At 64.2% G+C, this 23,438-nt stretch carries 24 protein-coding genes and 1 tRNA gene; 12 read left to right on the forward strand and 13 right to left on the reverse strand.

All coding sequences use genetic code 11. From position 1 onward, the window contains the following. Window positions 1-10: 10 nt before the first annotated feature. The 4 genes from NFV80_RS11380 to uvrA all read right to left on the reverse strand — a co-directional run bounded on the left by NFV80_RS11380 (window position 11) and on the right by uvrA (window position 4,185). Window positions 11-86, reverse strand: a tRNA-Ala gene (locus tag NFV80_RS11380). Window positions 87-176: 90 nt separating this feature from the next. Beyond that, complete coding sequence (locus tag NFV80_RS11385; RefSeq protein ID WP_295324269.1) at window positions 177-779, reverse strand: hypothetical protein; 603 nt, start codon at window positions 777-779, stop codon at window positions 177-179. A 100-nt stretch (window positions 780-879) separates the two neighbouring features. Beyond that, on the reverse strand, window positions 880-1,218 hold the full coding sequence (locus NFV80_RS11390; RefSeq protein ID WP_295324267.1) for an HU family DNA-binding protein: 339 nt from the start codon (window positions 1,216-1,218) through the stop codon (window positions 880-882). A 114-nt stretch (window positions 1,219-1,332) separates the two neighbouring features. Continuing rightward, the gene (gene uvrA / locus NFV80_RS11395; RefSeq protein ID WP_295324282.1) at window positions 1,333-4,185 is read right to left on the reverse strand and encodes an excinuclease ABC subunit UvrA; all 2,853 of its coding nucleotides are present in this window, start codon (window positions 4,183-4,185) and stop codon (window positions 1,333-1,335) included. Window positions 4,186-4,263: 78 nt separating this feature from the next. Here uvrA and NFV80_RS11400 point away from each other — a divergent pair, with 78 nt between their 5' ends. Together NFV80_RS11400 and ssb are read left to right on the forward strand one after the other, a co-directional pair. Next, on the forward strand, window positions 4,264-5,478 hold the full coding sequence (locus NFV80_RS11400; protein WP_295324264.1) for an MFS transporter: 1,215 nt from the start codon (window positions 4,264-4,266) through the stop codon (window positions 5,476-5,478). Window positions 5,479-5,527: 49 nt separating this feature from the next. Further along, the gene (gene ssb, locus NFV80_RS11405) at window positions 5,528-5,998 is read left to right on the forward strand and encodes a single-stranded DNA-binding protein (protein ID WP_295324261.1); all 471 of its coding nucleotides are present in this window, start codon (window positions 5,528-5,530) and stop codon (window positions 5,996-5,998) included. A gap of 97 nt (window positions 5,999-6,095) precedes the next feature. On the opposite strand, the gene NFV80_RS11410 is transcribed toward ssb, so the two are convergent. Next, the gene (locus tag NFV80_RS11410) at window positions 6,096-6,821 is read right to left on the reverse strand and encodes a YebC/PmpR family DNA-binding transcriptional regulator (RefSeq protein WP_295324259.1); all 726 of its coding nucleotides are present in this window, start codon (window positions 6,819-6,821) and stop codon (window positions 6,096-6,098) included. Window positions 6,822-6,966: 145 nt separating this feature from the next. On the opposite strand from NFV80_RS11410, the gene NFV80_RS11415 reads away from it, so the two are divergent. The 6 genes from NFV80_RS11415 (at window position 6,967) to NFV80_RS11440 (ending at window position 13,371) form a co-directional block, all read left to right on the forward strand. Then, the gene (locus tag NFV80_RS11415) at window positions 6,967-8,484 is read left to right on the forward strand and encodes a helicase HerA-like domain-containing protein (RefSeq protein ID WP_295324256.1); all 1,518 of its coding nucleotides are present in this window, start codon (window positions 6,967-6,969) and stop codon (window positions 8,482-8,484) included. A gap of 168 nt (window positions 8,485-8,652) precedes the next feature. Continuing rightward, window positions 8,653-9,213 carry an isochorismatase family protein gene (locus NFV80_RS11420; RefSeq protein WP_295324280.1) on the forward strand — a complete coding sequence of 187 codons (561 nt, stop codon included), beginning with the start codon at window positions 8,653-8,655 and terminating at the stop codon, window positions 9,211-9,213. After that, on the forward strand, window positions 9,206-9,487 hold the full coding sequence (locus tag NFV80_RS11425; RefSeq protein WP_295324254.1) for a DUF1272 domain-containing protein: 282 nt from the start codon (window positions 9,206-9,208) through the stop codon (window positions 9,485-9,487). The genes NFV80_RS11420 and NFV80_RS11425 overlap by 8 nt, the downstream gene beginning before the upstream one ends. Window positions 9,488-9,537: 50 nt before the next feature. After that, window positions 9,538-10,533: a helix-turn-helix domain-containing protein gene (locus NFV80_RS11430; RefSeq protein WP_296758727.1), complete on the forward strand. Its 996-nt coding sequence runs from the start codon at window positions 9,538-9,540 to the stop codon at window positions 10,531-10,533. Window positions 10,534-10,668: 135 nt separating this feature from the next. After that, the gene (locus tag NFV80_RS11435; protein ID WP_295324249.1) at window positions 10,669-12,102 is read left to right on the forward strand and encodes an HDOD domain-containing protein; all 1,434 of its coding nucleotides are present in this window, start codon (window positions 10,669-10,671) and stop codon (window positions 12,100-12,102) included. A gap of 63 nt (window positions 12,103-12,165) precedes the next feature. Continuing rightward, window positions 12,166-13,371, forward strand: a complete 1,206-nt coding sequence (locus NFV80_RS11440; protein ID WP_295324246.1) for a GNAT family N-acetyltransferase — start codon at window positions 12,166-12,168, stop codon at window positions 13,369-13,371. Here NFV80_RS11440 and NFV80_RS11445 read toward each other — a convergent pair. From NFV80_RS11445 to NFV80_RS11480, 8 genes are all read right to left on the reverse strand, one after another. After that, on the reverse strand, window positions 13,368-14,855 hold the full coding sequence (locus tag NFV80_RS11445; RefSeq protein WP_295324242.1) for a metallophosphoesterase: 1,488 nt from the start codon (window positions 14,853-14,855) through the stop codon (window positions 13,368-13,370). The genes NFV80_RS11440 and NFV80_RS11445 overlap by 4 nt on opposite strands. A 24-nt stretch (window positions 14,856-14,879) precedes the next feature. After that, the gene (locus NFV80_RS11450; RefSeq protein ID WP_295324239.1) at window positions 14,880-15,455 is read right to left on the reverse strand and encodes a DUF4337 domain-containing protein; all 576 of its coding nucleotides are present in this window, start codon (window positions 15,453-15,455) and stop codon (window positions 14,880-14,882) included. Window positions 15,456-15,508: 53 nt separating this feature from the next. Next, window positions 15,509-16,321 carry a Sir2 family NAD-dependent protein deacetylase gene (locus tag NFV80_RS11455; protein WP_295324237.1) on the reverse strand — a complete coding sequence of 271 codons (813 nt, stop codon included), beginning with the start codon at window positions 16,319-16,321 and terminating at the stop codon, window positions 15,509-15,511. Next, window positions 16,322-17,221, reverse strand: coding sequence for a radical SAM protein (locus NFV80_RS11460; RefSeq protein ID WP_295324234.1), 900 nt, complete (start codon window positions 17,219-17,221; stop codon window positions 16,322-16,324). Window positions 17,222-17,347: 126 nt separating this feature from the next. Next, window positions 17,348-18,106: a molybdopterin-synthase adenylyltransferase MoeB gene (gene moeB / locus NFV80_RS11465; protein WP_295324231.1), complete on the reverse strand. Its 759-nt coding sequence runs from the start codon at window positions 18,104-18,106 to the stop codon at window positions 17,348-17,350. Window positions 18,107-18,116: 10 nt separating this feature from the next. Beyond that, window positions 18,117-18,536: a hypothetical protein gene (locus NFV80_RS11470; protein WP_295324229.1), complete on the reverse strand. Its 420-nt coding sequence runs from the start codon at window positions 18,534-18,536 to the stop codon at window positions 18,117-18,119. Window positions 18,537-18,559: 23 nt separating this feature from the next. Continuing rightward, complete coding sequence (locus NFV80_RS11475) at window positions 18,560-19,969, reverse strand: S41 family peptidase (RefSeq protein WP_295324226.1); 1,410 nt, start codon at window positions 19,967-19,969, stop codon at window positions 18,560-18,562. Window positions 19,970-19,991: 22 nt separating this feature from the next. Then, a complete protein-coding gene (locus tag NFV80_RS11480) occupies window positions 19,992-21,479 on the reverse strand; it encodes a peptidoglycan DD-metalloendopeptidase family protein (RefSeq protein WP_296758732.1) in 1,488 nt (495 codons plus the stop codon). A 186-nt stretch (window positions 21,480-21,665) separates the two neighbouring features. Between NFV80_RS11480 and NFV80_RS11485 the strand changes: the two genes are divergently transcribed. The 4 genes from NFV80_RS11485 (at window position 21,666) to secB (ending at window position 23,437) form a co-directional block, all read left to right on the forward strand. Further along, the gene (locus tag NFV80_RS11485) at window positions 21,666-21,974 is read left to right on the forward strand and encodes a metalloregulator ArsR/SmtB family transcription factor (RefSeq protein ID WP_295324223.1); all 309 of its coding nucleotides are present in this window, start codon (window positions 21,666-21,668) and stop codon (window positions 21,972-21,974) included. A gap of 81 nt (window positions 21,975-22,055) precedes the next feature. Next, the gene (locus NFV80_RS11490) at window positions 22,056-22,475 is read left to right on the forward strand and encodes a rhodanese-like domain-containing protein (protein ID WP_295324221.1); all 420 of its coding nucleotides are present in this window, start codon (window positions 22,056-22,058) and stop codon (window positions 22,473-22,475) included. Then, on the forward strand, window positions 22,472-22,747 hold the full coding sequence (gene grxC / locus NFV80_RS11495) for a glutaredoxin 3 (RefSeq protein WP_295324219.1): 276 nt from the start codon (window positions 22,472-22,474) through the stop codon (window positions 22,745-22,747). Before NFV80_RS11490 ends, grxC begins: the two co-directional genes overlap by 4 nt. Before the next feature lie 222 nt (window positions 22,748-22,969). Continuing rightward, on the forward strand, window positions 22,970-23,437 hold the full coding sequence (secB, locus tag NFV80_RS11500; protein WP_295324217.1) for a protein-export chaperone SecB: 468 nt from the start codon (window positions 22,970-22,972) through the stop codon (window positions 23,435-23,437). Window position 23,438: the final 1 nt, after the last annotated feature.

Here is a 23,438-nt window from a genome sequence, read left to right on the forward strand (position 1 = left end):
AAGTATTTTTTGGTGGAGACAGGCGGGATCGAACCGCCGACCTTCTGATTGCGAACCAGACGCTCTCCCAGCTGAGCTATGCCCCCGAAAACCCGCGCATTCTATGTGGCGCGACGGGTGTCGTCAATCCCGCGAATTCCGCGTCGCCAGTGTGCGACGCGTTACGCACGCTCGATCTACTTCTTCGCTTTTGCCTGCGCCGGGACCACAGCGATGGCGACCGCTTCGGCATAAACGCCTTCGACCTGATCGCCCTTGTGGATCAGCTTGAGCTGCTCGGGGTCCTTGATCTTCAGCTTGACGGTCTTCTTGGCGCCACGCAGCGTGATCGTCTGCTTCTTGCGGTCCACCTGCTGCACGTCGGCGACGAAAGCGACTTCCTTGGATTCGTACGCGGACGGCTTCTGGCCCGGTCCGGAGGTACCCGACTGTGAGCTGTCGACGCGCTCGCGAAGCGCACCACCGCCCTTCTTGAGCACCATCATCAGTTCCTGGGTGTAGGTGGCGACGACCTGATCGCCCACCTTGATCTGGTCAAAATTCTTGACTTCGTCGCCGGCGATGACCTTCGTCTGTTCGCCCTTGGCGTTCTTGAGGACGACGCTGCGCGACGCCGGGTCGATCGACTCGACGACCAGGGTGACCTTGGCCTCGACGACGCCGGCGAACTTGCCGGGGCCGACGGCGGTCAAGCCCTCGGCCACCGCGGGTTGTTGCGCGGATACGACAAGCGGGAAAAGGACTAGCGCCGCAGTGGCAAACGCGGTACGGATACGCATGGAAAACTCCGATGACTCAGGTGGTGGAAACAGGGCGCCGATTATACCGGAAGGAAAACGGGGTACGCATCGCAGGACCCCGAATGCCAAAGCGGCGAGGCTACTCGCCCCTGCCGGCAACCCTGGCCTTGAAGGTGGCGCCGGCGGCAAACTTCGGAACGATCGTTTGCGGGATCACGATCTTGGCGCCAGTTTTCGGGTTCTTGCCCTCGCGCGCGGCGCGCTCGCTGGCCTTGAACGACCCGAAACCAACCAGCGTCACCGTTTCGCCGTGGGCGACCGCTTCGACGATCGCTTCGATCACGGCGTCGAGCGCTTTCGCCGAAACAGCCTTCGACAGGTCGGTGCGGGTGGCGATGGCGTCGATCATTTCAGACTTGTTCATGGTATCTCCTTTGGTGGATAGAGGTCTTCCCTGGCGCTGATTTTTGCATTTCAATGGCGTCTAGGGAAGGGGAACGAGCAGGAACGCAAAGACTGAAAAAAACGATAATTCTGGCATGGATTTCTGCGGCGCCAAGAAAATTTTTGGCCTTCTTGCTCGGGCGAAATTCTACCCGTCGGCAGCAGGTCGCTGACGGGCAAGCAGCGGGGCCAGGAAGCGTCCGCTATGGCTGGCAGTGACCTGCGCAAGCCGTTCCGGCGTGCCGACGGCAAGGACGCGACCGCCTCCTGCTCCACCCTCCGGGCCGAGGTCGATCAGCCAGTCGGCGGTCTTGATGACATCGAGGTTGTGCTCGATGACGACGATCGTGTTGCCATGGTCGGCCAGACGGTGGAGCACGCTCAGCAGCATCTCGATGTCCTGGAAATGCAGGCCGGTGGTCGGTTCGTCGAGGATGTACAGGGTGCGACCGGTGTCGCGCTTGGACAGCTCGAGTGCCAGCTTGACACGCTGCGCCTCGCCACCGGAAAGAGTCGTGGCCGACTGACCCAGCGTGATGTAGCTGAGACCGACATCGACCAGCGTCTGCAGTTTGCGGGCGACGACCGGTACTGCGTCGAAGAATGCACGTGCCGCTTCGACCGTCATCTGCAGGATCTCGTGGATGTTTCGACCCTTGTACTGGACTTCGAGCGTCTCGCGATTGTAGCGCCGGCCGTGACAGACATCGCAGGAAACGTAGATGTCGGGCAGGAAGTGCATTTCGACCCGGATCACGCCGTCACCCTGGCATGCCTCGCAGCGCCCCCCCTTGACGTTGAACGAGAATCGGCCGGGGCCGTAGCCGCGCGCGCGGGCTTCCGGAACGCCGGCGAACAACTCGCGGATCGGCGTCAGCAGGCCGGTGTAAGTCGCCGGGTTCGACCGTGGCGTGCGCCCGATCGGGCTCTGATCGACGTTGATCACCTTGTCGAAATGCTCCAGGCCGATGATCTCGTCGTGCTCGGCGGGTTCGGCGGCCGAACCGTACAGGTGCCTGGCCGCGGCCGCGTACAGGGTGTCGTTGATCAGCGTCGATTTGCCTGAGCCGGAAACCCCGGTGATGCAGGTGAACAGGCCGACGGGAATGTCGACGGTGACATTGTCGAGGTTGTTGCCGCGTGCGCCGACGATCCGCAGCAGACGGCCGGCGTCGGTCTGGCGTCGCCGGTCGCTCATGCCGATGCGACGGCGGCCCGCCAGATAGTCACCGGTAAGAGAGGCAGGGTTGTCGATGATGGCCTGCGGTGCTCCGGCGGCGACGATCCTGCCGCCGTGTACGCCGGCTCCGGGGCCGATATCGACCACATGATCGGCACTGCGGATGGCTTCCTCGTCGTGCTCGACGACGAGAACGGTATTGCCGATGTCGCGCAGTCGCCGCAGCGTCTTCAGCAGGCGCTCGTTGTCGCGTTGATGCAGGCCGATCGACGGTTCATCGAGCACGTACATCACGCCGGTCAGTCCCGAGCCGATCTGCGAGGCCAGCCGGATGCGCTGCGCCTCGCCACCGGAGAGCGTTTCCGCCGAACGGTCCAGCGACAGGTAATCGAGGCCGACGTCGATCAGGAACTGCAGACGGCTGTCGATTTCCTTGAGTATCTTCTCGGCGACCTGTGCCTTGTTGCCGGGGAGTCGCAGTGCGTGGAAGTATTCGCGCGCTTCGCGCAGCGGCAGGCGGCTGACTTCGTGCAGGGTGCGCGCCATCTCCATGCCGCCGACTCGCACGTTGCGCGCTTCCTCGCGCAGGCGGGCACCCTGGCAGGCCGGACAGGTCTGGTTGCTGATCATGCGCGCCAGTTCCTCGCGCACGGCGAGCGAGTCGGTTTCCCGATAGCGGCGCTCGAAATTGATCACGATCCCTTCGAAGGCGTGCTCGCGCACGGTCGCCCGACCTTGCTCGTTGATATAGCGGAACGGCAGTTGCTCGCTCCCGGAACCGTAGAGCAGTGCCTGCCGGACCTTCTCCGGAAGGTCGCGATACCGCGTGTCGAGGGCGAAGCCATAGTGCTCGGCCAGCGAGCCGAGCATCTGGAAGTAGAAGGGGTTGCGCCGGTCCCAGCCGCGGATTGCACCGGCGGCGAGCGACAGTTCCGGTTGGGCGACGATGCGCTTGGGATCAAAGAACTGAATGACGCCGAGACCGTCGCATTTCTGGCAGGCGCCGAGCGGACTGTTGAACGAGAAGATTCGCGGCTCGAGTTCCGGCAGCGAATACGAACAGACCGGACAGGAGAACTTGGCGGAAAAGTAATGTTCGCGTGTGCCGTCCATTTCGTAGGCGATGGCGCGGCCATCCGCATGGCGCAGCGCGGTCTCGAACGATTCGGCCAGGCGCTGGCGGATGTCTTCGCGGATTCTCAGCCGGTCGACGACTACGTCGATGCTGTGTTTGTGCGTCTTGGCGAGTTTGGGGATCGCATCGATCTCGTGGATCTGGCCGTCCACCCTGAGCCGGGCAAAGCCTTGCGCGCGCAATTCGGCGATCAGGTCGAGCTGTTCGCCCTTGCGCTCAGCGACCACCGGCGCCAGGATCATCAACCGGCTGTCCTCGGGTAGGGCCAGCACGTGGTCGACCATCTGCGACACCGTCTGCGCTGCCAGCGGGAGTTGGTGTACGGCGCAGTAGGGCGTTCCCGCACGGGCGAAGAGCAGGCGCAGGTAATCGTGGATTTCGGTGACCGTGCCGACCGTGGAGCGTGGATTGTGACTGGTCGCCTTCTGCTCGATCGAAATCGCCGGCGACAGCCCTTCGATCAGGTCGACGTCGGGTTTTTCCATGCGCTGCAGGAACTGCCGGGCATAGGCCGACAGGGATTCGACGTAGCGGCGCTGACCTTCGGCGTACAGGGTGTCGAAGGCCAGCGAGGATTTGCCCGAGCCGGAAAGGCCCGTGATCACGATCAGCCGGTTGCGCGGCAGGTCGAGGTCGATGTTCTTCAGGTTGTGCGTGCGCGCGCCGCGGATCCTTATTTCTCTGATCTCGTCCATTGGCTGCTTGCCGGAAGGCTGGGGCAAACCTGCTAATATACGCAACTCCGCAGTCCGGCAGCAAATTCCATGACTTCCGCAACCACCGACCGCATGAGCCGCCAGGAAAAGCGCGCCGGCATCAGCCTGGCGGCGGTGTTCGCGCTGCGCATGCTCGGGCTTTTCCTGATCCTGCCCGTGTTCGCGATTTACGCCAGGACGCTGCCGTCGGGCAACGACATGGCGCTCGTCGGCGTCGCGCTTGGCGCTTACGGGTTGACCCAGGCCTGCCTGCAAATCGCCTACGGTGCTGCCTCGGACCGTTTCGGACGCAAGCCGGTAATCGTCTTCGGCTTGCTGCTGTTCGCGGCTGGCAGCTTCGTTGCCGCTGCTGCCGGTGACATCTATCTGGTCATCGCCGGTCGCGTGCTGCAGGGTGCCGGCGCGATTTCGGCGGCGGTGACGGCGCTTGCCGCCGATCTGACGCGCGAGCAGCATCTCACCAAGGTGATGGCGATGATCGGATCGTCGATCGGCCTGATGTTCGCCGTGTCGATGGTCGGCGCGCCGCTGTTCTACACTTTGGTTGGCATGCCCGGCATTTTCATGATGACCGGGCTGCTTGCCCTGCTGGCGATCTTCGTCGTGCTGCGGGTAGTGCCGGCCGCACCGGCTGTGCCCAGACAGCCGACCTGGCAGAGCTTTGTCGAAGTTCTCGGCCATCGGCAGTTGCTGCGTCTCAATTTCGGCGTTTTCGCACTGCACCTGATGCTCACCGCGATGTGGGTGCTGCTGCCGGGCGAACTGATCCACATCGGGGGTTTGCCCGTCGCCGAGCACTGGAAGGTGTATCTCCCGGCGCTGCTGCTTTCCTTCGTCGTCATGGTGCCGGCGATCATCTTTGCCGAACGTCGCGGACACATGAAGCTGATCTTCAACGCGGCGATCGTGTTGCTCCTGATCGTGCAAGCCGGTTTCGGTCTGTTTGCCGGCGGCCTCTACGCGCTCGCTTTCTGGCTGATGCTGTTTTTCGTCGCTTTCAACATTCTCGAAGCGGCGCAGCCCTCGCTGATCTCGCGGATTGCCCCGGCGCATGCCAAGGGCGCCGCGCTCGGCGTCTACAACACGACGCAGGCGCTGGGGCTGTTTCTCGGCGGTGTCGTCGGTGGCTTGCTCGCGAAGTATGCGGGCGCTGGCGCCGTCTGGCTGGCCGGAGTGCTGCTCGCCCTCCTCTGGCTCCTGCTTGGGCTGACCATGAGCATGCCTTCGTTGAGCCGCCGACCGATCGGTCAGGCGGCCGCGTAAGCTCCTATAATCGCGCTTTCGCGCACACCCACACCTTCAGGGAGGCAACATGGCTTCGGTCAACAAGGTGATTCTCGTCGGCAATCTGGGCGCCGATCCCGAAACCCGCTATCTGCCGAGCGGTGACGCCGTCTGCAACATCCGCATCGCGACCACCGATCGCGTTCGCGACAAGGCTTCGGGAGAGTACAAGGACTACACCGAGTGGCACCGCATCGTCTTCTTCGGCAAGCTGGCCGAAACCGCCGGCCAGTACCTGAAGAAGGGCCGGCAGGTCTATGTCGAAGGACGCATCCGCACCAACAAGTGGCAGGACAAGGACGGCAACGAGCGCTACACGACCGAAATCGTCGCCAATGAAATGAAAATGCTCGGCAGCCGCGAAGGCATGGGTTCTCCGGCGGGCGAAGCGGAATACGGCGGCAGCATGCCGTCGGCGCCGGCTGCCGGATCCGGGCGTGCGGCCCCGGCCAAGAAAGTGCCAAGTTTCGAGGACATGGACGACGACATTCCGTTCTGAGTCGACGGGGTCGCGCGGCGGCTGGTGGGTCTCGCGGCAACCCGGTGCGTTGCGCCAATCGGATCGTACGCCGGCAGCAGGGCGGAGTCGGCAAGAATCAGTCGTCGAGCACCACGCTGGTGTACACCTCCTGCACGTCGTCGAGGCTTTCGAGTACGTCGATCAGCTTTTGCATGCGCGCTGCGTCGTCGCCGGTGAGCTGCGTTTCGTTCTCGGCCTTCATCGTCACGCCGCCGAATTCGGACTGGAAGCCAGCCGCCGCCAGCGCTTCCTTGACCGCCATGTAGTCGTTAGGCGCGGTGATCACTTCGACCGAGCCGTCATCGTTGGTCAGGACGTCATCGGCGCCGGCTTCGATCGCCGCATCCATCAGCGCGCCCTCGTCGATGCCCGGAGCAAAAAGCAACTGCCCGCAGTGTCTGAACTGGAAGGCGACGCAGCCGTCAGTGCCGAGGTTGCCGCCGTACTTGTTGAAAGCGTGGCGGACGTCGGCGACGGTGCGCGTCCGGTTGTCGGTCAGACAGTCGACGATCACCGCGGCACCACCGATGCCGTAGCCTTCATAGCGCACTTCGACGTAATCGACGCCTTCGAGCTCACCGGTTCCCTTCTTGATCGCGTTGTCTATCTTGTCCTTCGGCATGTTCACGCCCTTGCCCTTGTCGATCGCCATGCGCAGGCGCGGGTTGAACGACGGATCGCCGCCACCCATCTTGGCGGAAACGGTGATTTCCTTGGCGATCTTGGAGAACGACGCGCTGCGCTTTTCGTCCTGGCGGCCCTTGCGGTGCTGGATGTTGGCCCATTTGGAGTGTCCTGCCATACTGACCTCTTGCTGATCTTCTGCGGCTTGCCAAGGGGCAACCAAAGCCGCCGCAAATGGTTGATAATCAAAAGCCGCGCATTCTAGCACTTCCCGCATTCGTGCATTTCCGTTCCTCCCCTGAGACCAGCTTCCGGAGTCGATCATGCTACAGCCCCTCGTCATCGCCAGACACGAAGACACCGATCTCGCCCTGCTGCCGGCGCTCGCCAACCGGCATGGCCTGATCACCGGCGCCACCGGCACCGGCAAGACGATTACCCTGCAACTGCTTGCCGAACGCTTTTCGGCGATCGGTGTGCCGGTGTTCCTGGCCGACGTAAAAGGCGATCTCTCGGGTCTCGCGGCTCCCGGCGGCCTGACGACGAAGCTGCAGTCGCGCCTGCAGGCGCTCGCGGTCCACGATTTCGCGCCGGCGAAATGTCCGGTCACCTTCTGGGACGTCTTCGGCGAGCAGGGACACCCGGTGCGGGCGACGATCTCGGACATGGGGCCACTGTTGCTGGCGCGACTGCTGAACCTCAACGATACGCAGGCCGGTGTGCTGCAACTGGTGTTCCGGATCGCCGACGACAACGGCCTGCTGCTTCTCGACCTCAAGGATCTGCGGGCGATGATTCAGCATGTCGGTGAGAACGCCAGGAGTTTCACGACCGAGTACGGCAACGTTTCGGCGGCGTCGATCGGCGCCATCCAGCGAGGCCTGCTGACTCTTGGCGAGCAGGGTGCCGAAGTCTTCTTTGGAGAGCCGATGCTCGACCTCGCCGACCTGATGCAGACCGACGACGGCAAGGGAGTGGTCAACATTCTGGCCGGCGACAGGCTGATGGCGTCGCCGCGCCTCTACTCGACTTTCCTGCTCTGGCTGCTCTCCGAGTTGTTCGAGCAGTTGCCCGAAGTCGGCGATCTCGACAAGCCGAAGCTGATCTTCTTCTTCGATGAGGCGCATCTGCTGTTCAACGAGGCGCCGCCGGCGCTGCTGGAAAAGATCGAACAGGTGGTTCGCCTCATCCGCTCGAAGGGCGTCGGCATCTACTTCGTCACCCAGAATCCGCTCGACGTTCCGGATACCGTTCTCGGCCAACTGGGAAATCGCGTGCAGCACGCCCTGCGCGCATTCACGCCGCGCGACCAGAAAGCGGTGAAGGCCGCTGCCCAGACGCTGCGGGCAAATCCGAAATTCGACGCGGAGGCCGCGATCACCGAACTCGGTGTCGGCGAGGCGCTGGTCTCCCTGCTCGACGAGCAGGGCCGGCCAAATGTCGTCGAGCGGGCCTTCATCCTGCCACCGGCGTCACGCATCGGTCCGCTGACTGGCGAAGAGCGACAGGCGGTGATCAGGAGTTCGGCGATCTTCGGGCACTACGAGAACGTCGTCGATCGCGAGTCGGCTTACGAGAAGCTCAGGGGAGCACCCCCTGCGGCGCAGCCGGGCGGTGCCCCGCAAGCTCCGGGTGGCGAGGCGGCGCCGGCAGCCACCGGCGGTGGCTGGCTGGGCAGCCTGGGTGAGCTCTTCGCTGCACACGATCGCGGACGCGGCGATTCGGTGATCGAAACCGCGGCCAAGAGCGCCGCGCGCGCGATCGGGTCGCAGGTCGGCCGCGAGATCATTCGCGGCGTACTCGGTTCGATCCTTGGTGGCAGCGGCTCGCGCCGGCGCTGAAGCCAGCCATTCCGGTCACTACCCGCTCCGGAGAGGATTCGGCACGGATTGGCTGATTTTGTCCCCTGTTTGTCCGTAGGAGGCATCGACCGCTTTTCGGCGGGGTCTTACGATGACTTCACGTTCAATGATGGAGGTCCGAAAATGTCTGCCAGTGGTTCGTCGGTAATTTCCCGTGCTGCGCTCATCGTGATTGACGTACAGGAATCGTTCCGTCACACGCCCTTCTGGTCGGAAGCCGATCTGCCCGCTTTCAAAGGCGCGCTGCTGCGACTCGATGCCGGCTGTCGCGCGCGCGGCGTGCCGGTGGTGCATGTCTTTCACGTTGGGCAGTCCGGGCCGTTCGCCGAGGCCTCGGGTCATGTACGCGCGCTGGACTGGCTGCCGGGGTCGCCCGACGCCTTGTTTCACAAGCACACCCACAACGCCTTCACGGATACCGGGCTCGACCTCTATCTGCGGCGCGGTCGCGTCGAGCGACTGATCATCGCCGGCATACGTACCGAACAGTGTTGCGAAACGACTGCGCGGGTCGGCGCGGACATCGGGTATCAGGTCGATTTTGTCAGCGAAGCGACGCTTACCTTCGCCATGACCGATCGGCGCAGTGCGCTTACCCACACTGCTAGCGAAATCAAGGCGCACACCGAACTCGTGCTGGCCGATCGTTTTGCCCGCGTCTGCACTGTCGAAGAATGTCTCGCACACCTCGGAGAATGCGATGCTTGAACTACGACCGAATTGCGAATGCTGTGATTGCGATTTGCCGCCGGATTCGACCGAGGCGCTGATCTGCTCTTTCGAGTGCACTTTCTGTGCGGCTTGCGCGCGCGATCGCCTGGCCGGCCGTTGTCCCAACTGTGGCGGAGAACTGCTGCGCCGGCCACGGCGACCAGCCGACAAGCTGGCACGCCACCCGGCCTCGATCCGGCGGGTGAGTGCCCCGCCTGCCAGCACCGGACCAGGCCAGCCGGTCGACACGGCCGCAGCGGCGCGTCCCTGAAGCGCGGGCCGGTACGCCGTTGCCATGACCCGGCCGCGATGGATCCGGCCGTGAGCGGAAAGCTTTCGGTCTGGTTCGTTCTCACCCCGAACGTGCTCCTGCTCGACTACGCCGGGCCGGCCGAGGCGATGCGCATGGCGGCCGAGATGGGCGGCACGTTCGATGTGCATACCTGCGCTCCGGTGCCGCGCCTGGCTACCTCGCTGGGCGTCGAACTCGCCAGTCTGGCGGCGCTGCCGGAAACGTTGCCGCCCCGCAGTCTGGTAATCGTCGCGGGCAATGCCAACGAAGTCGAAGACTACCAGCATCCCGAGGCGCTGGCGGTGGCTGCCTGGCTGCGCAGCGCCCCGCAGCCCGATACGCTGGTGGCCAGCATCTGCTCCGGCGCCCTGCTGCTGGCAGCCGCCGGCATGCTCGATGGCCGCCGCTGCACGACGCATCACAGCCTGATCGACGCGCTGCGGGCTGCTGCACCGACTGCTCGGGTGGAGGAAGACCGGCTCTTCGTCGAGGATGGGCAGATCCTCACGAGTGCCGGAATTACCACCGGAATCGATCTCGCGCTGTATCTGATCGAACGCCATGGCGGCGCCGAACTGGCAGCACGGGTGGCGCGTCGGCAGGTGGTCTATCAGCGCCGCGGCGGCAACGATCCGCAGCTTTCGCCGTGGCTGGCTCACCGTAATCACCTGCACCCGGCGGTCCATCGTGCGCAGGACGCGATCGCCGAGAATCCGAGCCGTTCCTGGACGCTTGCCGAGCTTGCCGAGCGGGCGCATGTAAGCCCACGTCACCTGACGCGGCTGTTCGCCGAGCATGCCGGGGTCGGTGTGACCACCTATCATCAGGGATTGCGCATTGCCCGCGCGCGCGAACTGCTCGCCGACGGGCGGCGGTCGGTCGAATGTGTCGCCGAACTGGCCGGTTTCGCTTCGGCGCGGCACTTCCGACGCGTTTGGCGGCGCTACGAGGACGTTCTCCCGAGTGCCTGGCGGTTCGCCAGGTCGTCGCTGCCGACGGCGGCTGGTGAGTGCCGGTCGGAATGACGGCAATCCGGGATTGACGCAGGGTAGGCGAAGCCCGGATACTCTCGCGGCGGCAGGCTGACCGCTTCTCCCCTTCGGCGTGGAGCGAACGACCCTTGCTGAGGAATCCCGGCTGACGAACGCACGAGGCGGCGAATGGTACTGGCGGAAATGACCCTGGGCGATGCCTCACTGATCACCGTGACCTTCCTGTTTACCGACATCGAAGGTTCTACGAGCCTGTGGGAGCGCGAGTCGGCGGCGATGCGCGTTGCCCTGCAGCGGCACAACGTGCTGCTCTCGTCGGCCATCGAACGCCATCGGGGTTACGTTTTCAAGACCGTCGGCGATGCCTTTTGCGTTACTTTCGATGATGCCACTGCAGCGCTTGCGGCCGCCTATGAGATCCAGACGAGGCTTGCCGCCGAGACCTGGCCGACACGCTTGCCGCTGCGCGTGCGCGTCGCCCTGCATACCGGCCCGGCGTACCTGAGCCACGGCGATTATTTCGGCACGACGGTGAATCGGGTCGCGCGTTTGCTGGCGGTGACGCATGGCGGACAGACACTTCTGTCGTCGACGACCGAAGCGCTGGCGCGAGCCTCGCTACCCGCGGCCAGCAGCCTCCACGATAACGGCATGATGCGCCTGCGCGATCTGCCGCACCCGATGCACGTCTTTCAGCTGGTGTATCCCGGACTGCCCGCCGAATTGATCGACGTCGGCGTCGACGGCGGCAACAAGTTGACGACGGAACCGCTGGCGCATTTCCGGCCAATCGACGTGTACGAGGTGCCGACCCTGCCGACGGTGATCCTGCAGGCGCTCAAGGTGATGCAGAATCCGGACAGCGATGCCCGGGCGGTCGAGCGCGTGATCGTCAATGATCCGGCGATTTCGGCGAAAATCCTGCGCGTCGCCAACTCGGCGTTCTTCGGATTTTCGCGCCGGGTTTCGACCATTGCCGAGGCGGTGCGCGTGCTCGGCTTCACCAATGTGCAGGGAATCCTGATTTCGGTTGGCGCTTTCGACGCCTTCCGTACCGAGCGCCTCAAACTCCTCGACTTCTGGACACACTCGATTGCCACCGCGACCGCGGCACGCTTTCTCTCCGGGCCGGTGCGCTGTTCGGGCGACGAGGCCTTCATGGCCGGTCTTCTGCACGACATCGGCAAGCTGATCTTCGCTGTTCAGGCGGAGGCCACCTACCAGCAGGTGCTGGCACTTCGTCGGGGATCGCCGATGACCAGCCTCGAAGCCGAGCGAACGCTGTTCGAGTTCACCCACCCCGAAGTTGGCCAGGTGGTCGCCGAGCGCTGGGACTTGCCGGCGCGCTACATCGCCGCGATCGCTCACCATCACGATCCCACCGCGGCAGGTGACGAACAGGTTTTCTGTGCACTGATCGGACTGGCCGACCAGGCCGCATACGCGGCGCGCAGTGGCGGTGGCGCGCCGCCGGCACACGCGGTCGAGCGCGCCGCGATGCTCGCGGCACTGGGTCTCGACGCGACGCACTGGGACGACTGCCTGCGGCATCTGGACGATGCCCAGGCGACGATCGAGGCATTTGTCGGGGCGATCCACTGAGAAGCGCCACGCGTTTCACTTGGGCGACCGCCCGTCGATCCGGCGCGTCGCGAGAATCTCGCTTTGCTGACCTCGGAAAGTGATTCGCCAGCGCGCATCTCGCTGCGCACCGTTGCGGCCGCAAGCGACATCGCGGCGGCGGTGTGGGCTCGCCTGTGTCCGCCGGGCCATCCCTTTCTCAACGCCGATTTCCTGACCATCATCGAGCGGCAGCGGGCAGTGGCGCCGGCTACGGGGTGGACGCCCTGTCATCTGCTGGCGAGTGACGAACAGGGCAGCGTCGTCGGCCTGCTGCCGCTCTACCTCAAGGCGCATTCGCACGGCGACTTCATCTACGACTGGTCGTGGGCGGCAGCCTACCGGCACAGCGGTCGTCAATACTATCCGAAGCTGATGAGCTGTATTCCCCACACGCCGGTTGTCGGACCTCGCCTCCTGGTTGCCGCCGGGCCCGCGGCCGCCGCTGTGCGGCAGGCGCTGGTCGAGGGCGCACGGGCGCTGGCCGATCGCTGCGGTATTTCCTCGTGGCACGTCGCGTTGCCAACGGCCGAGGAGGCCGCCCTGCTGCAGCGGAACGGGCTGCTGATCAGCCACGACGTCCAGTTTCACTGGATCAATCCCGGCTGCGGCGATTTTGCCGGCTATCTGGCAACTTTCAGTGCAGCCAAGCGCCGCAAGGTGCGCGCCGAGCGGCGAAGAGTCGAGGAGAGCGGGCTGTCGATCGAGACGCGTCACGGCGACCAGATCGAAAGCGCCGAATGGCCCCAGCTGCACGCGCTGTATGCCGGCACCTTCGCGAGGTTCGGCAATCACGCTGCCTTTTCGGCTGCTTGCCTGGCGGAGCTGGCCACTGCCCTGGGTCGCCGGCTGGTCGCGTTCATTGCCCGTGAGCGCGGCCTTCCGGTCGCCGTCGCGCTGTGTTTTCGCAGCGACGAAGTGCTCTACGGGCGTTACTGGGGCTGTTCCGGCAACTACCACAGCCTCCATTTCGAGCTCTGCTTTTACCAGGGAATCGCTTACTGCCTGCGCGAGGGCTTGCGTCGTTTTGAACCCGGCGCGGGCGGCGAGCACAAGCTCGCGCGCGGTTTCAGGCCGACCGTCGTCCAGTCGGCGCACTGGATCGCCGATCCGGGCATGCGGCAACTGCTCGGCCGCCATCTGCAGAGCCAGGGCGATGCGGTTGCCGAGTATCGCGCAGCGGCGGCCGGGCATCTGCCTTTCCGGCACGGTGACCCGCCATCGCCCCCGAAGGGAAGCGACGCAGCCTAGCCGGCGGGGAAGCTGCAGACGATTGCCTTGTTTTCGCCAAAGAGCCGGCAGCGGCTCATCACCTGTCCGTCCGCGTCGAGCAATATGGCTGCCCAGCCGTTCTCGTCGCGTTCGAGCAGCAGGAAGCTGTAGCGGTTCAGCACGATGCCGCCCGCCGCCGGTACGCCATCGTAGAGTCGTCCGTCGGGTCTGACCCTTTCCTTGCCGCCAACGCCGACCGCTCCTTCATAGAGCGGCGACTGCGGATCAAGCGCCTCGAGCTGGGTGCCGCTGGCTCCGACCAGTACCTGTGCCGGGCGGCCGCTCGGGTAATTCACCGGGTCGGCGGCAGGCGCAAAATTGATCGTCTGAAACGCGTGCTCGTGACCAGCGAAGGCGAACTGCACATTGCCCGGCAGTTTGCCGGCGAGCACCACCTGCAGCGCGTTGGGTTGCGATGCGGCGGTCAGCAGGTCGTACCAGATCGGCCGGTGCAGCAACAACCAGACCGCCGGTGCCTCCGGGACCGTCAGCAGCGCTGCGAGTCGGTCGCGGACGATCGCCATCTCTTCGGGATTGGTGCTGGCCGGCCGGTAGTCCTCGTGGCCGGCGTTGTCGGCGACGACGAGGCTGAGACCACCGTCGAGGTCGATCCGGTAGGCGTCGGCAGTGAGGTTGTTGGCGAGTACCGAGCGGCTGGCCGTCTTGTAGATCTGGTTGGCGCATGGCTGGTAGGGGACTGGCGAGAGGAAGCGCATCCAGCCCTCGCCACCGCGATCGCAGTTTTCGTGATTGCCGCGTACCAGGACCCATGGCGCGGCGGCGAGCAGGGGTGCCGCCGGTGCGAAGAAGTCGGCGTCCCAGCCAGGCCAGCCGTAGCCGATCACGGTTCCTCGCTCGGCGACCGCCGAGCAGAGCGCAGGGTCGTCACAATATTCGCGATAGTGGAAATCGCCCAGATGAATCACCAGATCGGGCTGCGTGCGCGCCGCCGCGAGCGCGATCTTCGGCCACGGCCAAGCGTTGGAATCCGAGCAATCCTGGATCGGGTCTCCGGGCGAATCGGCGGGCACCTTGATCCGGCAGCCGGTATCGCCGATTACGACGATTCGCCGGGTGCGGTTCCGGGGCAGGGCTACTGCCTCTCCGGCCATGCTCGCCTGCTGCGCAGAACGAGGAAGTTCGAGTTCGCATGCACCGACTGGAAAGTCGGGATCGAACGCCGGGTTGTTCTTCCTCGGCGCACGCTCCGGCGTCGCCTTGACGCGTAGCAGCAACGGCCGCGCTTCGCCATCGACGATCGCCGTCGGACAGGCATCGTCTGGGGCAACGATCGCCCGCAGGCTGCTCGTACCGTTGGCGCCGAGTTGCGTCCAGTGCCTGAGCGGCGTTTGCCGGAGGTCGGGTGGCGTCGCGCAGCCGGCGACCAGGGTGAGTGCCGCGAGAAAGACGGTGCGGCATGATGCCGACCAACCCTCGAAGCGATGGCAGGCTACTGCCGACATGCGGCCGTGGCGACTGCGGATCGGTCAGAGGTGCAGATAACCTGCCACCCCGGCGAACAAGCCGAGAGCGGCGGCACCATAGACGCCGAAGAGCATCCAGCGCTTGCGCGTCAGCAGCGTGATCGCGGCCATTGCGATCGCCACCTGGATCAGCGTCGTCGCCAGGGCCCAGCGCTCGTGCACGTGCATCTCGAGCTCGCTGTGCTGGTCGGCTTCCTTGGCAGCCGCTTCCAGCTTTTCGGCGTCGCTCTTGATTTCCTGTTTCTCCTTCTTGTAGCGTTCGACCTCCTGGAGGTACTTCTCGCGCGCCTCGCCGGCCGTCAGGGTGACCGACAGCTCGGCAAGATTCTGCTTGTTGCTCTTCGCCTGGTAATAGTTCCAGTGATTCGAGGCTGCCGTTTTCTGGATTGCTGCCTCGTTCTTGTAAAGCAGCGCGGCATTCTGCGAATGGCCGCCGAGGTAGCCGAAAATGGCGCCGATCGTCGACAGCACGGCGGTCAGCACCGCCACGCGCGAGGTGAAGCTGTCGCCGCCATGCTGCGCGACGTGCTCGACTTCGTGATCGTGCGGGCCATGCACATGAAATCCGTGATTGGACATCGCTTCTCCTCCTTGTTCCGTTGGGCGTCGTGGAAGACGCGGGGCGGCGAATTCTAACCCAGGCACGCCTCGATCGCGCGCAGCGCGGTCAGGCATCCAGCGGCGAGCGAGATGCCTTTGCCCGGCGGCAGTTGCGGCTCGCGCGGATTGATGCGGATCAACTGCCCGCGCAGGCGTTCGCCGGTCAGCCGCACGGTCGGGATATTTGTTCCGGCGCCGACCTCGATCACCAGCAGGCGCTCGACGTGCCGCAGCCAGGCTTGGCGTTGCGCCTCCTGCGCGTCGCTGCGCTCGCTCAGCCATTGCCAGTCACCAAACATCAGGATGTTGGGGCGGGCCATTCCCCGGCAGTGCGGACAGAGCGGCAATTCGGAGCTAAGCAGGCAGCGCTCCTCGTCGATCTCCGGATGAAAGTCGTCCGCTGGCCAGATGGCGTCGTGGCAAGCGCCGAAGCACTGCAGATGATGGATCGATCCGTGGCATTCGCTAATCCGTGTTTCGGCAAAGCCGGCCTTCTGGAACTGGCCGTCGACGTTGCTGGTGAACACGAAAGCGCCATGCGGCAGGCCCTCGCCGATTCGACGAAGTATCTGGAATCCCTCGTGCGGAACCGTATGCCGGTAGAGATTCAGCCGGTGCCCGTAGAAACCCCAGGCCAGGCGGGAATTTCTTGCGAACGCCGCCGGATTGGCGATTTGTTCGAAAGCGATGCGTGCGCGGCCGAGCGCCGGGTAGGCGCCCCAGAAGCCTTGCGGGCCACGAAAATCCGGCAGGCCGGAATCGACCCCGATGCCGGCGCCAGCGGTGACGAGCAGTCCGTCAGCCTGCTGGATCAGTTCGGCGCAACGTCGGTAGGCGGCAGTCAACTACAGTCCCCGCGCCCACGCCGGCCGCAGGTGCGCGCCTTCCGGGTGGGCGATGGCCGCGTGCACCTGATCCAGCAGGCGTTTCTTGTCGGCGCTCAGCGTTCCCTTGAGCACCAGCCAGTTCGATGCGTGGTCGCTGCGGAATACGGTTCGCCGCAGTTCGAGTCGTTCGAGGAAGTGCTGCATTTCGACGAACAGCTGGCCTTGGCTCAAGGGCCGCCAGTCGGGAAAATCGCTGCGGAAGCGTTGCTCGCCGAGCGGGAAGCTGACCACCAGCGTCGCCAGGTATTCGGGCTGTGCAGCGTTGGCCAGGCGTGCCGAGTTTTCCGCGTGCCGCAGCGATAGCTCGGGACCGGCGAGTCCATTGAGGATCATCACCGAGCGCGTGATTCCGGCTTCGCCGAGCTTGTTCAATGCGTCCAGCGTCGAGGCGAAGGTTTCTCCCTTGTGGACACGCTCGAGCACTTCATCGTCGCCCGATTCGGCGCCGACGTAGGCCATCACCAGTCCGGCCGCGGCGAGTTCCCGTAACTCATCGACCGACTTGCGACGCAGATTGCGCGGCAGGCAGTAACTCGAAATCCGGCGAACTCCCGGCAGGTGGGCGCGGATCGCCTCGAGAACGCGGAGCAGGCGGCGCGTCGGCACCACCAGCGCATCGCCGTCGGCAAGGAAGACGCGCCGGACCCCGCGTCCCCAGCGTTCGCCGACGCGCTCGATGCTTTCCAGAACCTCCGCCTCGTCGCGTGCGCGAAAACGCTTCTGGGGTGCCGTATACATCTCGCAGAAAGTGCAATGGTTCCACGAACAGCCGTCGGTCACCGGCAGAATCAGCGATTCGGCTTCGCTAGGTGGGCGATAGACGGGTTCGGTGTAACGGATCGGAATGACGGGCGGCACGGCGTTCGGGCGAATTCGAAAATGGGCGGACGAATCAATGGTAGCGCAGCTTCACCTGGGCCGGGCAGCTTCGTGACCTGCTGTGAGGTGCCGCCGTCGCGCTCGCACGCGTTCCCGTTTCGCCGACTACGGCACGCTGCCCGGCGAGCACACCGGGCAGCGCGGGTCCTTGGCGAAGCGCACGCTGCGCCACTCCATCGACAGGGCATCGAGGAGCCACAGGCGGCCGAGCACCACCTCGCCGGGACCAGCGATCAGTTTCAGTGCTTCGGCCGCCTGCATCGTGCCGATGATGCCGGTCAGCGGCGCAAATACTCCCATCACCGCGCACCGCAGTTCGTCGACATCTTCCCCCTCGGGAAACAGGCAGTGGTAGCAGGGTGTCCCGGCATGACGGCTGTCGAAGACGGCGAGTTGGCCGGCAAACCGGATTGCGGCGCCGGAAACCAGCGGTTTGCGGTGCTGGACGCAGGCGCGATTGACCGCATGCCGGGTGGCAAAGTTGTCGCAGCAATCGAGCACCACGTCGGCTTCGGCGACCAGTTGCGCCAGTTCGTCTCCGCCCAGCCGCGAACCGACCGCATCGACCTGCACCTCGGGATTGACCAAATGCAGGGCTGCCTGCGCCGACCGGGCCTTTGGCTGGCCGATTCGTTCCTGCGTGTGCAGGATCTGGCGCTGCAGGTTGGTCAGATCGACCGTGTCGCCGTCGGCGACAGTAATCCGTCCCAGGCCGGCGGCTGCCAGATAGAGCGCGGCCGGCGAACCCAGGCCGCCGGCGCCAATGATCAGCGCCCGCGCGTCGAGCAGCCGTTGCTGGCCTTCGATGCCGAGTTCGTCGAGCAGGATGTGCCGGCTGTAGCGCAGCAACTGCTCGTCTTTCATCGCGCAGGTTTTACTTGTACTCGCGCCACTCCGGTGGCGTGTCGTCGTGGTCGCCGTGCGGGTGGCGCTCCCAGGCGTGCGTATACGCCTCCGACTGCGAATGCTTGAGTGGCCGGTTGGGCGCTTCGAGATTGTGCAGCTGCGTCTCCTCGACGTAGTAGATCAGCGCCCGCATCATCTTGCTCATCAGGGTGTTGTCGAGGTGGTAGCCCTTGTCTTCGAGCGTACCTTCCAGTTCCTGCAGGCAGTGGTGGTGCAGATCATAGGCGACGCCGAGGGCGCGCTGCGCGTCGCGGCGTTCGAGTTCCAGATCCTGCATCTGCCCGAGATCGCTGGAAGCGGCGGGTACCTGTTCCGGCGGAAAGCGGGCGAACACGATGTTCCGCTGTTTGCGGATTGGTGCTTGCGCTTTCGCCACCGGACGTTTCACGTTCGCCACCGCGTGCGGCAGAGCTAGCGCTTGCTTTGCATGATCTGCATTCCCTTGAGCAGGTTCAGCGCCTGGTTCAACTGGTAGTCCTTCTTGGACGCCAGCTCGCGGCCCGGCAGTTCGGAGCTCTCGTCCGGTTCGTCCTTCGGCGATCCGCCTTTCGGCTTGACTGGTGCCGGCTTGCCGGTGGTTGGCTTGGCGGGCGCATCCTTGGCCGGCGGCGAGGTGTTGTTCTCCAGGTGGTGCTCGAGGTTCGCCTCACGCAGGTGCTCGGTCGAAGTACCGTCAGCGCTTTCCTCGACGACGATGTCGGGCACTATCCCCTTGGCCTGGATCGAGCGTCCCGATGGTGTGAAGTAGCGCGCCGTGGTCAGCTTGATCGCGGTGTTTCCCGGCAGGGGAAGCACCGTCTGTACCGAGCCCTTGCCGAAGGTTGTCGTGCCGAGGATCAGAGCCCGCTTGTGGTCCTGCAGCGCGCCGGCGACGATTTCGGAAGCCGAGGCCGAGCCGCCATTGACCAGAACCACCATCGGAACCTTGCGCGCTTCCGGTGGCAGGGCCTTGAGGTAGTCATCCCGACTGCCGCGGAGATAGTCGGCGGGCGACGCCGAGAAGCTGTGCTTGGCGTCGGGCGTACGCCCATCGGTCGAAGTGACCAGACTGTCCGCCGGCAGGAACGCGGCGGCGACGCCGACCGCGCTGTTCAGCAGGCCACCCGGATCGTTGCGCAGATCGAGGACGAGTCCCTTGAGCGGGCCGGGTTTGTAGAGATCGTTCAGGTGCTTTACCACCGCAGCGCCCGTGTTCTCCTGGAAAGACGTGATGCGCAGATAACCGTAACTGTCGTCGAGGAGTTTCGACTTGACGCTCTGGACCTTGATGACCTCGCGTGTCAAGCTGATTTCCAGCGGTTTGGCCTCGCCCTTGCGCAGGATCGACAGCCGGATCTGCGACTTCGGCTTGCCGCGCATCCGCTTGACGGCTTCGTTCAGCGTCAGGCCCTTGACCAGCGTGTCGTCGATCTTGAAGATCAGATCGCCGGGTTTGACGCCTGCCCGGTACGCCGGCGTGTCCTCGATCGGGGAGACCACCTTGACCAGTCCGTCTTCCATCCCGACCTCGATGCCGATTCCGCCAAACTCGCCCTGGGTTCCCACCTGCAGGTCCTTGAACGCATCGGCGTCGAGATAACTCGAATGCGGGTCCAGGTTGGAGAGCATGCCGCTGATCGCATGCGTGATCAGCTTTTTGTCATCGACCGGCTCGACGTAGCCGGTCTTGATGGCGTTGAACACCTCGGCAAAAGTCCGCAGTTCTTCGACCGGCAGACTGGCTCGCGTCTCCTTGTCGGCAATTGCCGAGAACTGCAGGCTGATCAGAACGCCACCAAGCACGCCGGCGCAAACCAGCCCGGCCTGTTTCCACTTACCCATTCAGTTCACTCCAAGACGCGCTTCATTTCGGGCTGACCCAAGCCAGCGGGTCGAGCGGTTTCCCCTGGTGACGAAGCTCAAAGTATAAACCGGATTCCGGATTGCCACCGCTGTTGCCCACCGTGGCGATCGCCTCACCAGCGCGCACTTCGTCGCCCACCTGTTTGCGCAGCGAGTCGTTGTTGGCGTAGATCGAGAGGTAGCCGTTGCCATGGTCGACGATCAGCAGGTTGCCGAAACCGCGCATCCATTCGGCAAATACCACGCGGCCAGCGGCGATGCTGCGCACTTCGCTGCCGGTGGCGGCACCGATGAACACCCCTTTCCAGTTGCCGCCCTCCTGACGCGCAGCGCCGAATCGATTACTGACGGCACCCCGCGTTGGCAAGCGCAATTGCCCCTTCAATCGCGCCAGATTGACCGTGTCGGGTTGTGCCGGACTCCCGCTGCGTGCCTCCGGGGCCGCGGTCGTTGCCGTGGGCTCTTCAGCGGCGGCCTGCCTGCCCGGTGGCGCCGGTCGGTCAGCGTCGGCTGGGCCGTGCCGTATCGTGGTCCCTGCCATAGCGCCGGAACGTGGCAATTCGCGTCGCTGCGCTTCCCGGGCCGCGGCCGCGCGCATGGCGATGATCTTCGACAGGCGATCGACGAGTTCGGTCAGGCGCTTTTCGTCACGCTGCATGTTGCCGATCTCGCGCCGCTGTGTGGCGATCTGCTTCGACAGCTTGTCGAGCACGGCCTGGCGCTGTTCGCGCTGGCTCAGCAGTCTCGCGTGTTCCTCCTTCTGCCGTGCCTCGCTGGCCGAAAGTCGCTCGGCCTGCAGTCGGGTTTCGGCAGCGAGCGCCTGCTTGCGCTGCAAGGTGGACTCGATCTCGCGCAGGATCTGGCCGCGTGCGCGACCGATCGTCTCCAGATAGTACAGGTCGCGGGCCAACTGATTGGGGTCGTCGCCGTTGAGGAACAGGCGCAGGGGATCGGGGCTGCCACGCAGGTATTGTCGGTAAAGCAACCTTTCCAGTTGCACCTGCTGCGCGTTCAGCCGTTGTTCGAGTTCCCGGGACTGTGCCCCCAGTTCCTTGAGTCTTGCCTGCAGCAGGTCGGATTGCGTCGTCAGATCATGCAATTCGCGCTGGGTGACAGAGATTGCTCGCTCGGCATCCTGCAACTGATCGCTGGCGTCCTTGCGCGAACCTTCCGTATTGGCCATTTCCTTGCGCGTTGCCTCGATCTGCGCGCGCAGCGATTTCAGGTCGCCCTGCCGTTCGGCGATTTCGCTGGCCGGAGCGGCGCCGACCTCGCGGGCGTTCTGTCTGGCGCTGGCGGCGCAGGCACTTGCGCCAAGCACGGCGGTCAGCAGCGCAACGCACAGCGAGCGCCAGCGAAGACTTACCGCAATGCGCGACCGGTGAGTTCCGGAGATACTGGCTGCCCACTGTGCCTGCCTCGCGGAGATCTTCCTGCTGGCGGCGGCGAATCCTATGGTGGCGTGAGGGGGGAAGTTCTTTCTCGTCAATGAGCGGCAGACGCCTTGCTGAACTTGGGTTACCTGGCGAAGAGGCAAACACGATCATCGCAGCCTGTCGCGATCTGTCCACGATCGTGACCTGCATCACGCTTTGCGCGTGGAGCGCGCGATCTTCCGGCAGTTTTGTTTTATAATGGCCAATTATATGATAAATAAAGAGTCTGGCATACCATCGTGCCGATCCAGGCGAGCATCATCGACAAGCAGGAGCATATCGAGCAGGCGGCACGCGCGCTGAAATCGATATCGCACCCACTGCGCCTCAAGATATTGTGTGTCATCGGTGATCAGGATGCCTGCGTTCAGGAGATTGTCGCAGCGGTGGGTACTTCGCAGAGCAACATTTCTCAGCATCTTGCCATCCTGCGCGAGAAGGGAGTGCTGTTCGCACGCAAGGACGCCAACCGGGTTTACTATCGCGTCGGCGATGCGCGTACGCTGCAGTTGATCGGCATGATGCGCGAGGTTTTCTGTGGTGACTAAAACGGTGTTGTCCCGCCGACGTTTGTCGGACCGGCGCGTTCCACCCCGGTCCGCTTGACCGAGTCCGTTACGGAGAATGTATTGGAATTCATACAACAGAACATCCTGCTGGTGGTGGTTGCGGTGGTGAGTGGCTCGATGCTGCTGGCGCTTTCGGTTCGCCGCCCGGGCCGCGGCAACTCGCTCACACCGACCCAGGCAGCGATGCTGATCAACCGCGAGAACGCGCAGTTGATCGACATTCGCGAGCCCAACGAGTACGTGGCCGGACACCTGTGCGATGCACGCAATATTCCGGCAGGATCGCTCGCCGAACGTGCCGGCGAACTGGAACAGTTCAAGGATCAGCCGGTGATTCTCGTCTGTCAGTCCGGGTCGCGGTCATCAACCGCCTGTTCGACCTTGAACAAACTAGGTTTTTCTCGGGTGCACTCGCTCGAAGGTGGCACTGCGGCGTGGGTCGAGGCGGGTCTTCCGCTCAAGAAGGGAGCGCGGAGATGAGCGAGACTCCACGTGTACTGATGTATGCCACCGCGGTCTGCCCGTTCTGCATCCGGGCCGAGCAGCTGTTGCGCGCTCGCGGAGTGGTCGAGATCGAGAAGGTGCGTATCGACCTCGATCCCGAGCGCCGTGCCGAAATGCTCCAGAGAACCACCAGACGTACCGTGCCGCAGATCTACATCGGCCAGACCCATGTCGGCGGGTCCGATGAATTGGCTGCACTCGATCGTGCCGGCAAGCTCCTGCCACTGCTCGCGGGCGAAGCGGTCTGAGAGCGGGTGCGGAAATCTTCGCCAGCAGCCCGCGATGTGATGCGCCAGGAAAGGCGAGCTTGCTTTCCCTGCTGGCGAAAGCGGAAAAATATCAAGTACATGGTTTCGTATTGCGCGAGTCCGCCAGGCCACCGGTCGGCCGCACGCCAGAGTGACTGGCAAGCTCCGACTAGCACCTCCCAAGTTTCCTAACCCTCTAGAATGCAAAGGTAACAGAAGAACATGAGCGAACAAGAAAACCCCGTATTTGCGATCGAGAAACTCTACATCAAGGATCTGTCGGTCGAAGTGCCCAACGCGCCGCAGATTTTTCTGGAACGTGAGGCTCCCAAGGTCAGCATCCAGTTGCAGACCAATGCCCGGGGCATTGGCGAAGGCGTGTACGAGGTTACCTTGACCACTACCGTCACCTCGAAGATCGAGGAGAAGACCGTTTTCCTGGTCGAAGTCGGGCAAGCCGGCATATTTCGCGTCCAGAACGTTCCCGCCGAGAACATGGAGCCCTTGCTGTCGATTGCTTGCCCCAACATTCTGTTTCCCTACACTCGCGAAGTTGTATCTGACGCCGTGATCCGTGCGGGTTTTTCGCCGGTGCTGCTGCAGCCGGTCAATTTCGAGGCGCTGTACATGTCTCGTCTGCAGCAACAGGAAGCTGCCCAGGACGGGGCGGGCGAAGCGGCGATCCAGTAGC

The sequence above is a fragment of the Accumulibacter sp. genome, assembly GCF_023806565.1.
Classification (GTDB): Bacteria; Pseudomonadota; Gammaproteobacteria; order Burkholderiales; family Rhodocyclaceae; genus Accumulibacter.

Bases quoted from the DNA above. Each gene is read 5' to 3' on its own strand.
- NFV80_RS11385 (WP_295324269.1), bottom strand. From the start codon at position 779: ATGCGTATCCGTACCGCGTTTGCCACTGCGGCGCTAGTCCTTTTCCCG.
- NFV80_RS11400 (WP_295324264.1), top strand. From the start codon at position 4,264: ATGACTTCCGCAACCACCGACCGCATGAGCCGCCAGGAAAAGCGCGCC.
- ssb (WP_295324261.1), top strand. From the start codon at position 5,528: ATGGCTTCGGTCAACAAGGTGATTCTCGTCGGCAATCTGGGCGCCGAT.
- NFV80_RS11410 (WP_295324259.1), bottom strand. From the start codon at position 6,821: ATGGCAGGACACTCCAAATGGGCCAACATCCAGCACCGCAAGGGCCGC.
- NFV80_RS11415 (WP_295324256.1), top strand. From the start codon at position 6,967: ATGCTACAGCCCCTCGTCATCGCCAGACACGAAGACACCGATCTCGCC.
- NFV80_RS11425 (WP_295324254.1), top strand. From the start codon at position 9,206: ATGCTTGAACTACGACCGAATTGCGAATGCTGTGATTGCGATTTGCCG.
- NFV80_RS11435 (WP_295324249.1), top strand. From the start codon at position 10,669: ATGGTACTGGCGGAAATGACCCTGGGCGATGCCTCACTGATCACCGTG.
- NFV80_RS11445 (WP_295324242.1), bottom strand. From the start codon at position 14,855: ATGTCGGCAGTAGCCTGCCATCGCTTCGAGGGTTGGTCGGCATCATGC.
- NFV80_RS11450 (WP_295324239.1), bottom strand. From the start codon at position 15,455: ATGTCCAATCACGGATTTCATGTGCATGGCCCGCACGATCACGAAGTC.
- moeB (WP_295324231.1), bottom strand. From the start codon at position 18,106: ATGAAAGACGAGCAGTTGCTGCGCTACAGCCGGCACATCCTGCTCGAC.
- NFV80_RS11475 (WP_295324226.1), bottom strand. From the start codon at position 19,969: ATGGGTAAGTGGAAACAGGCCGGGCTGGTTTGCGCCGGCGTGCTTGGT.
- grxC (WP_295324219.1), top strand. From the start codon at position 22,472: ATGAGCGAGACTCCACGTGTACTGATGTATGCCACCGCGGTCTGCCCG.
- secB (WP_295324217.1), top strand. From the start codon at position 22,970: ATGAGCGAACAAGAAAACCCCGTATTTGCGATCGAGAAACTCTACATC.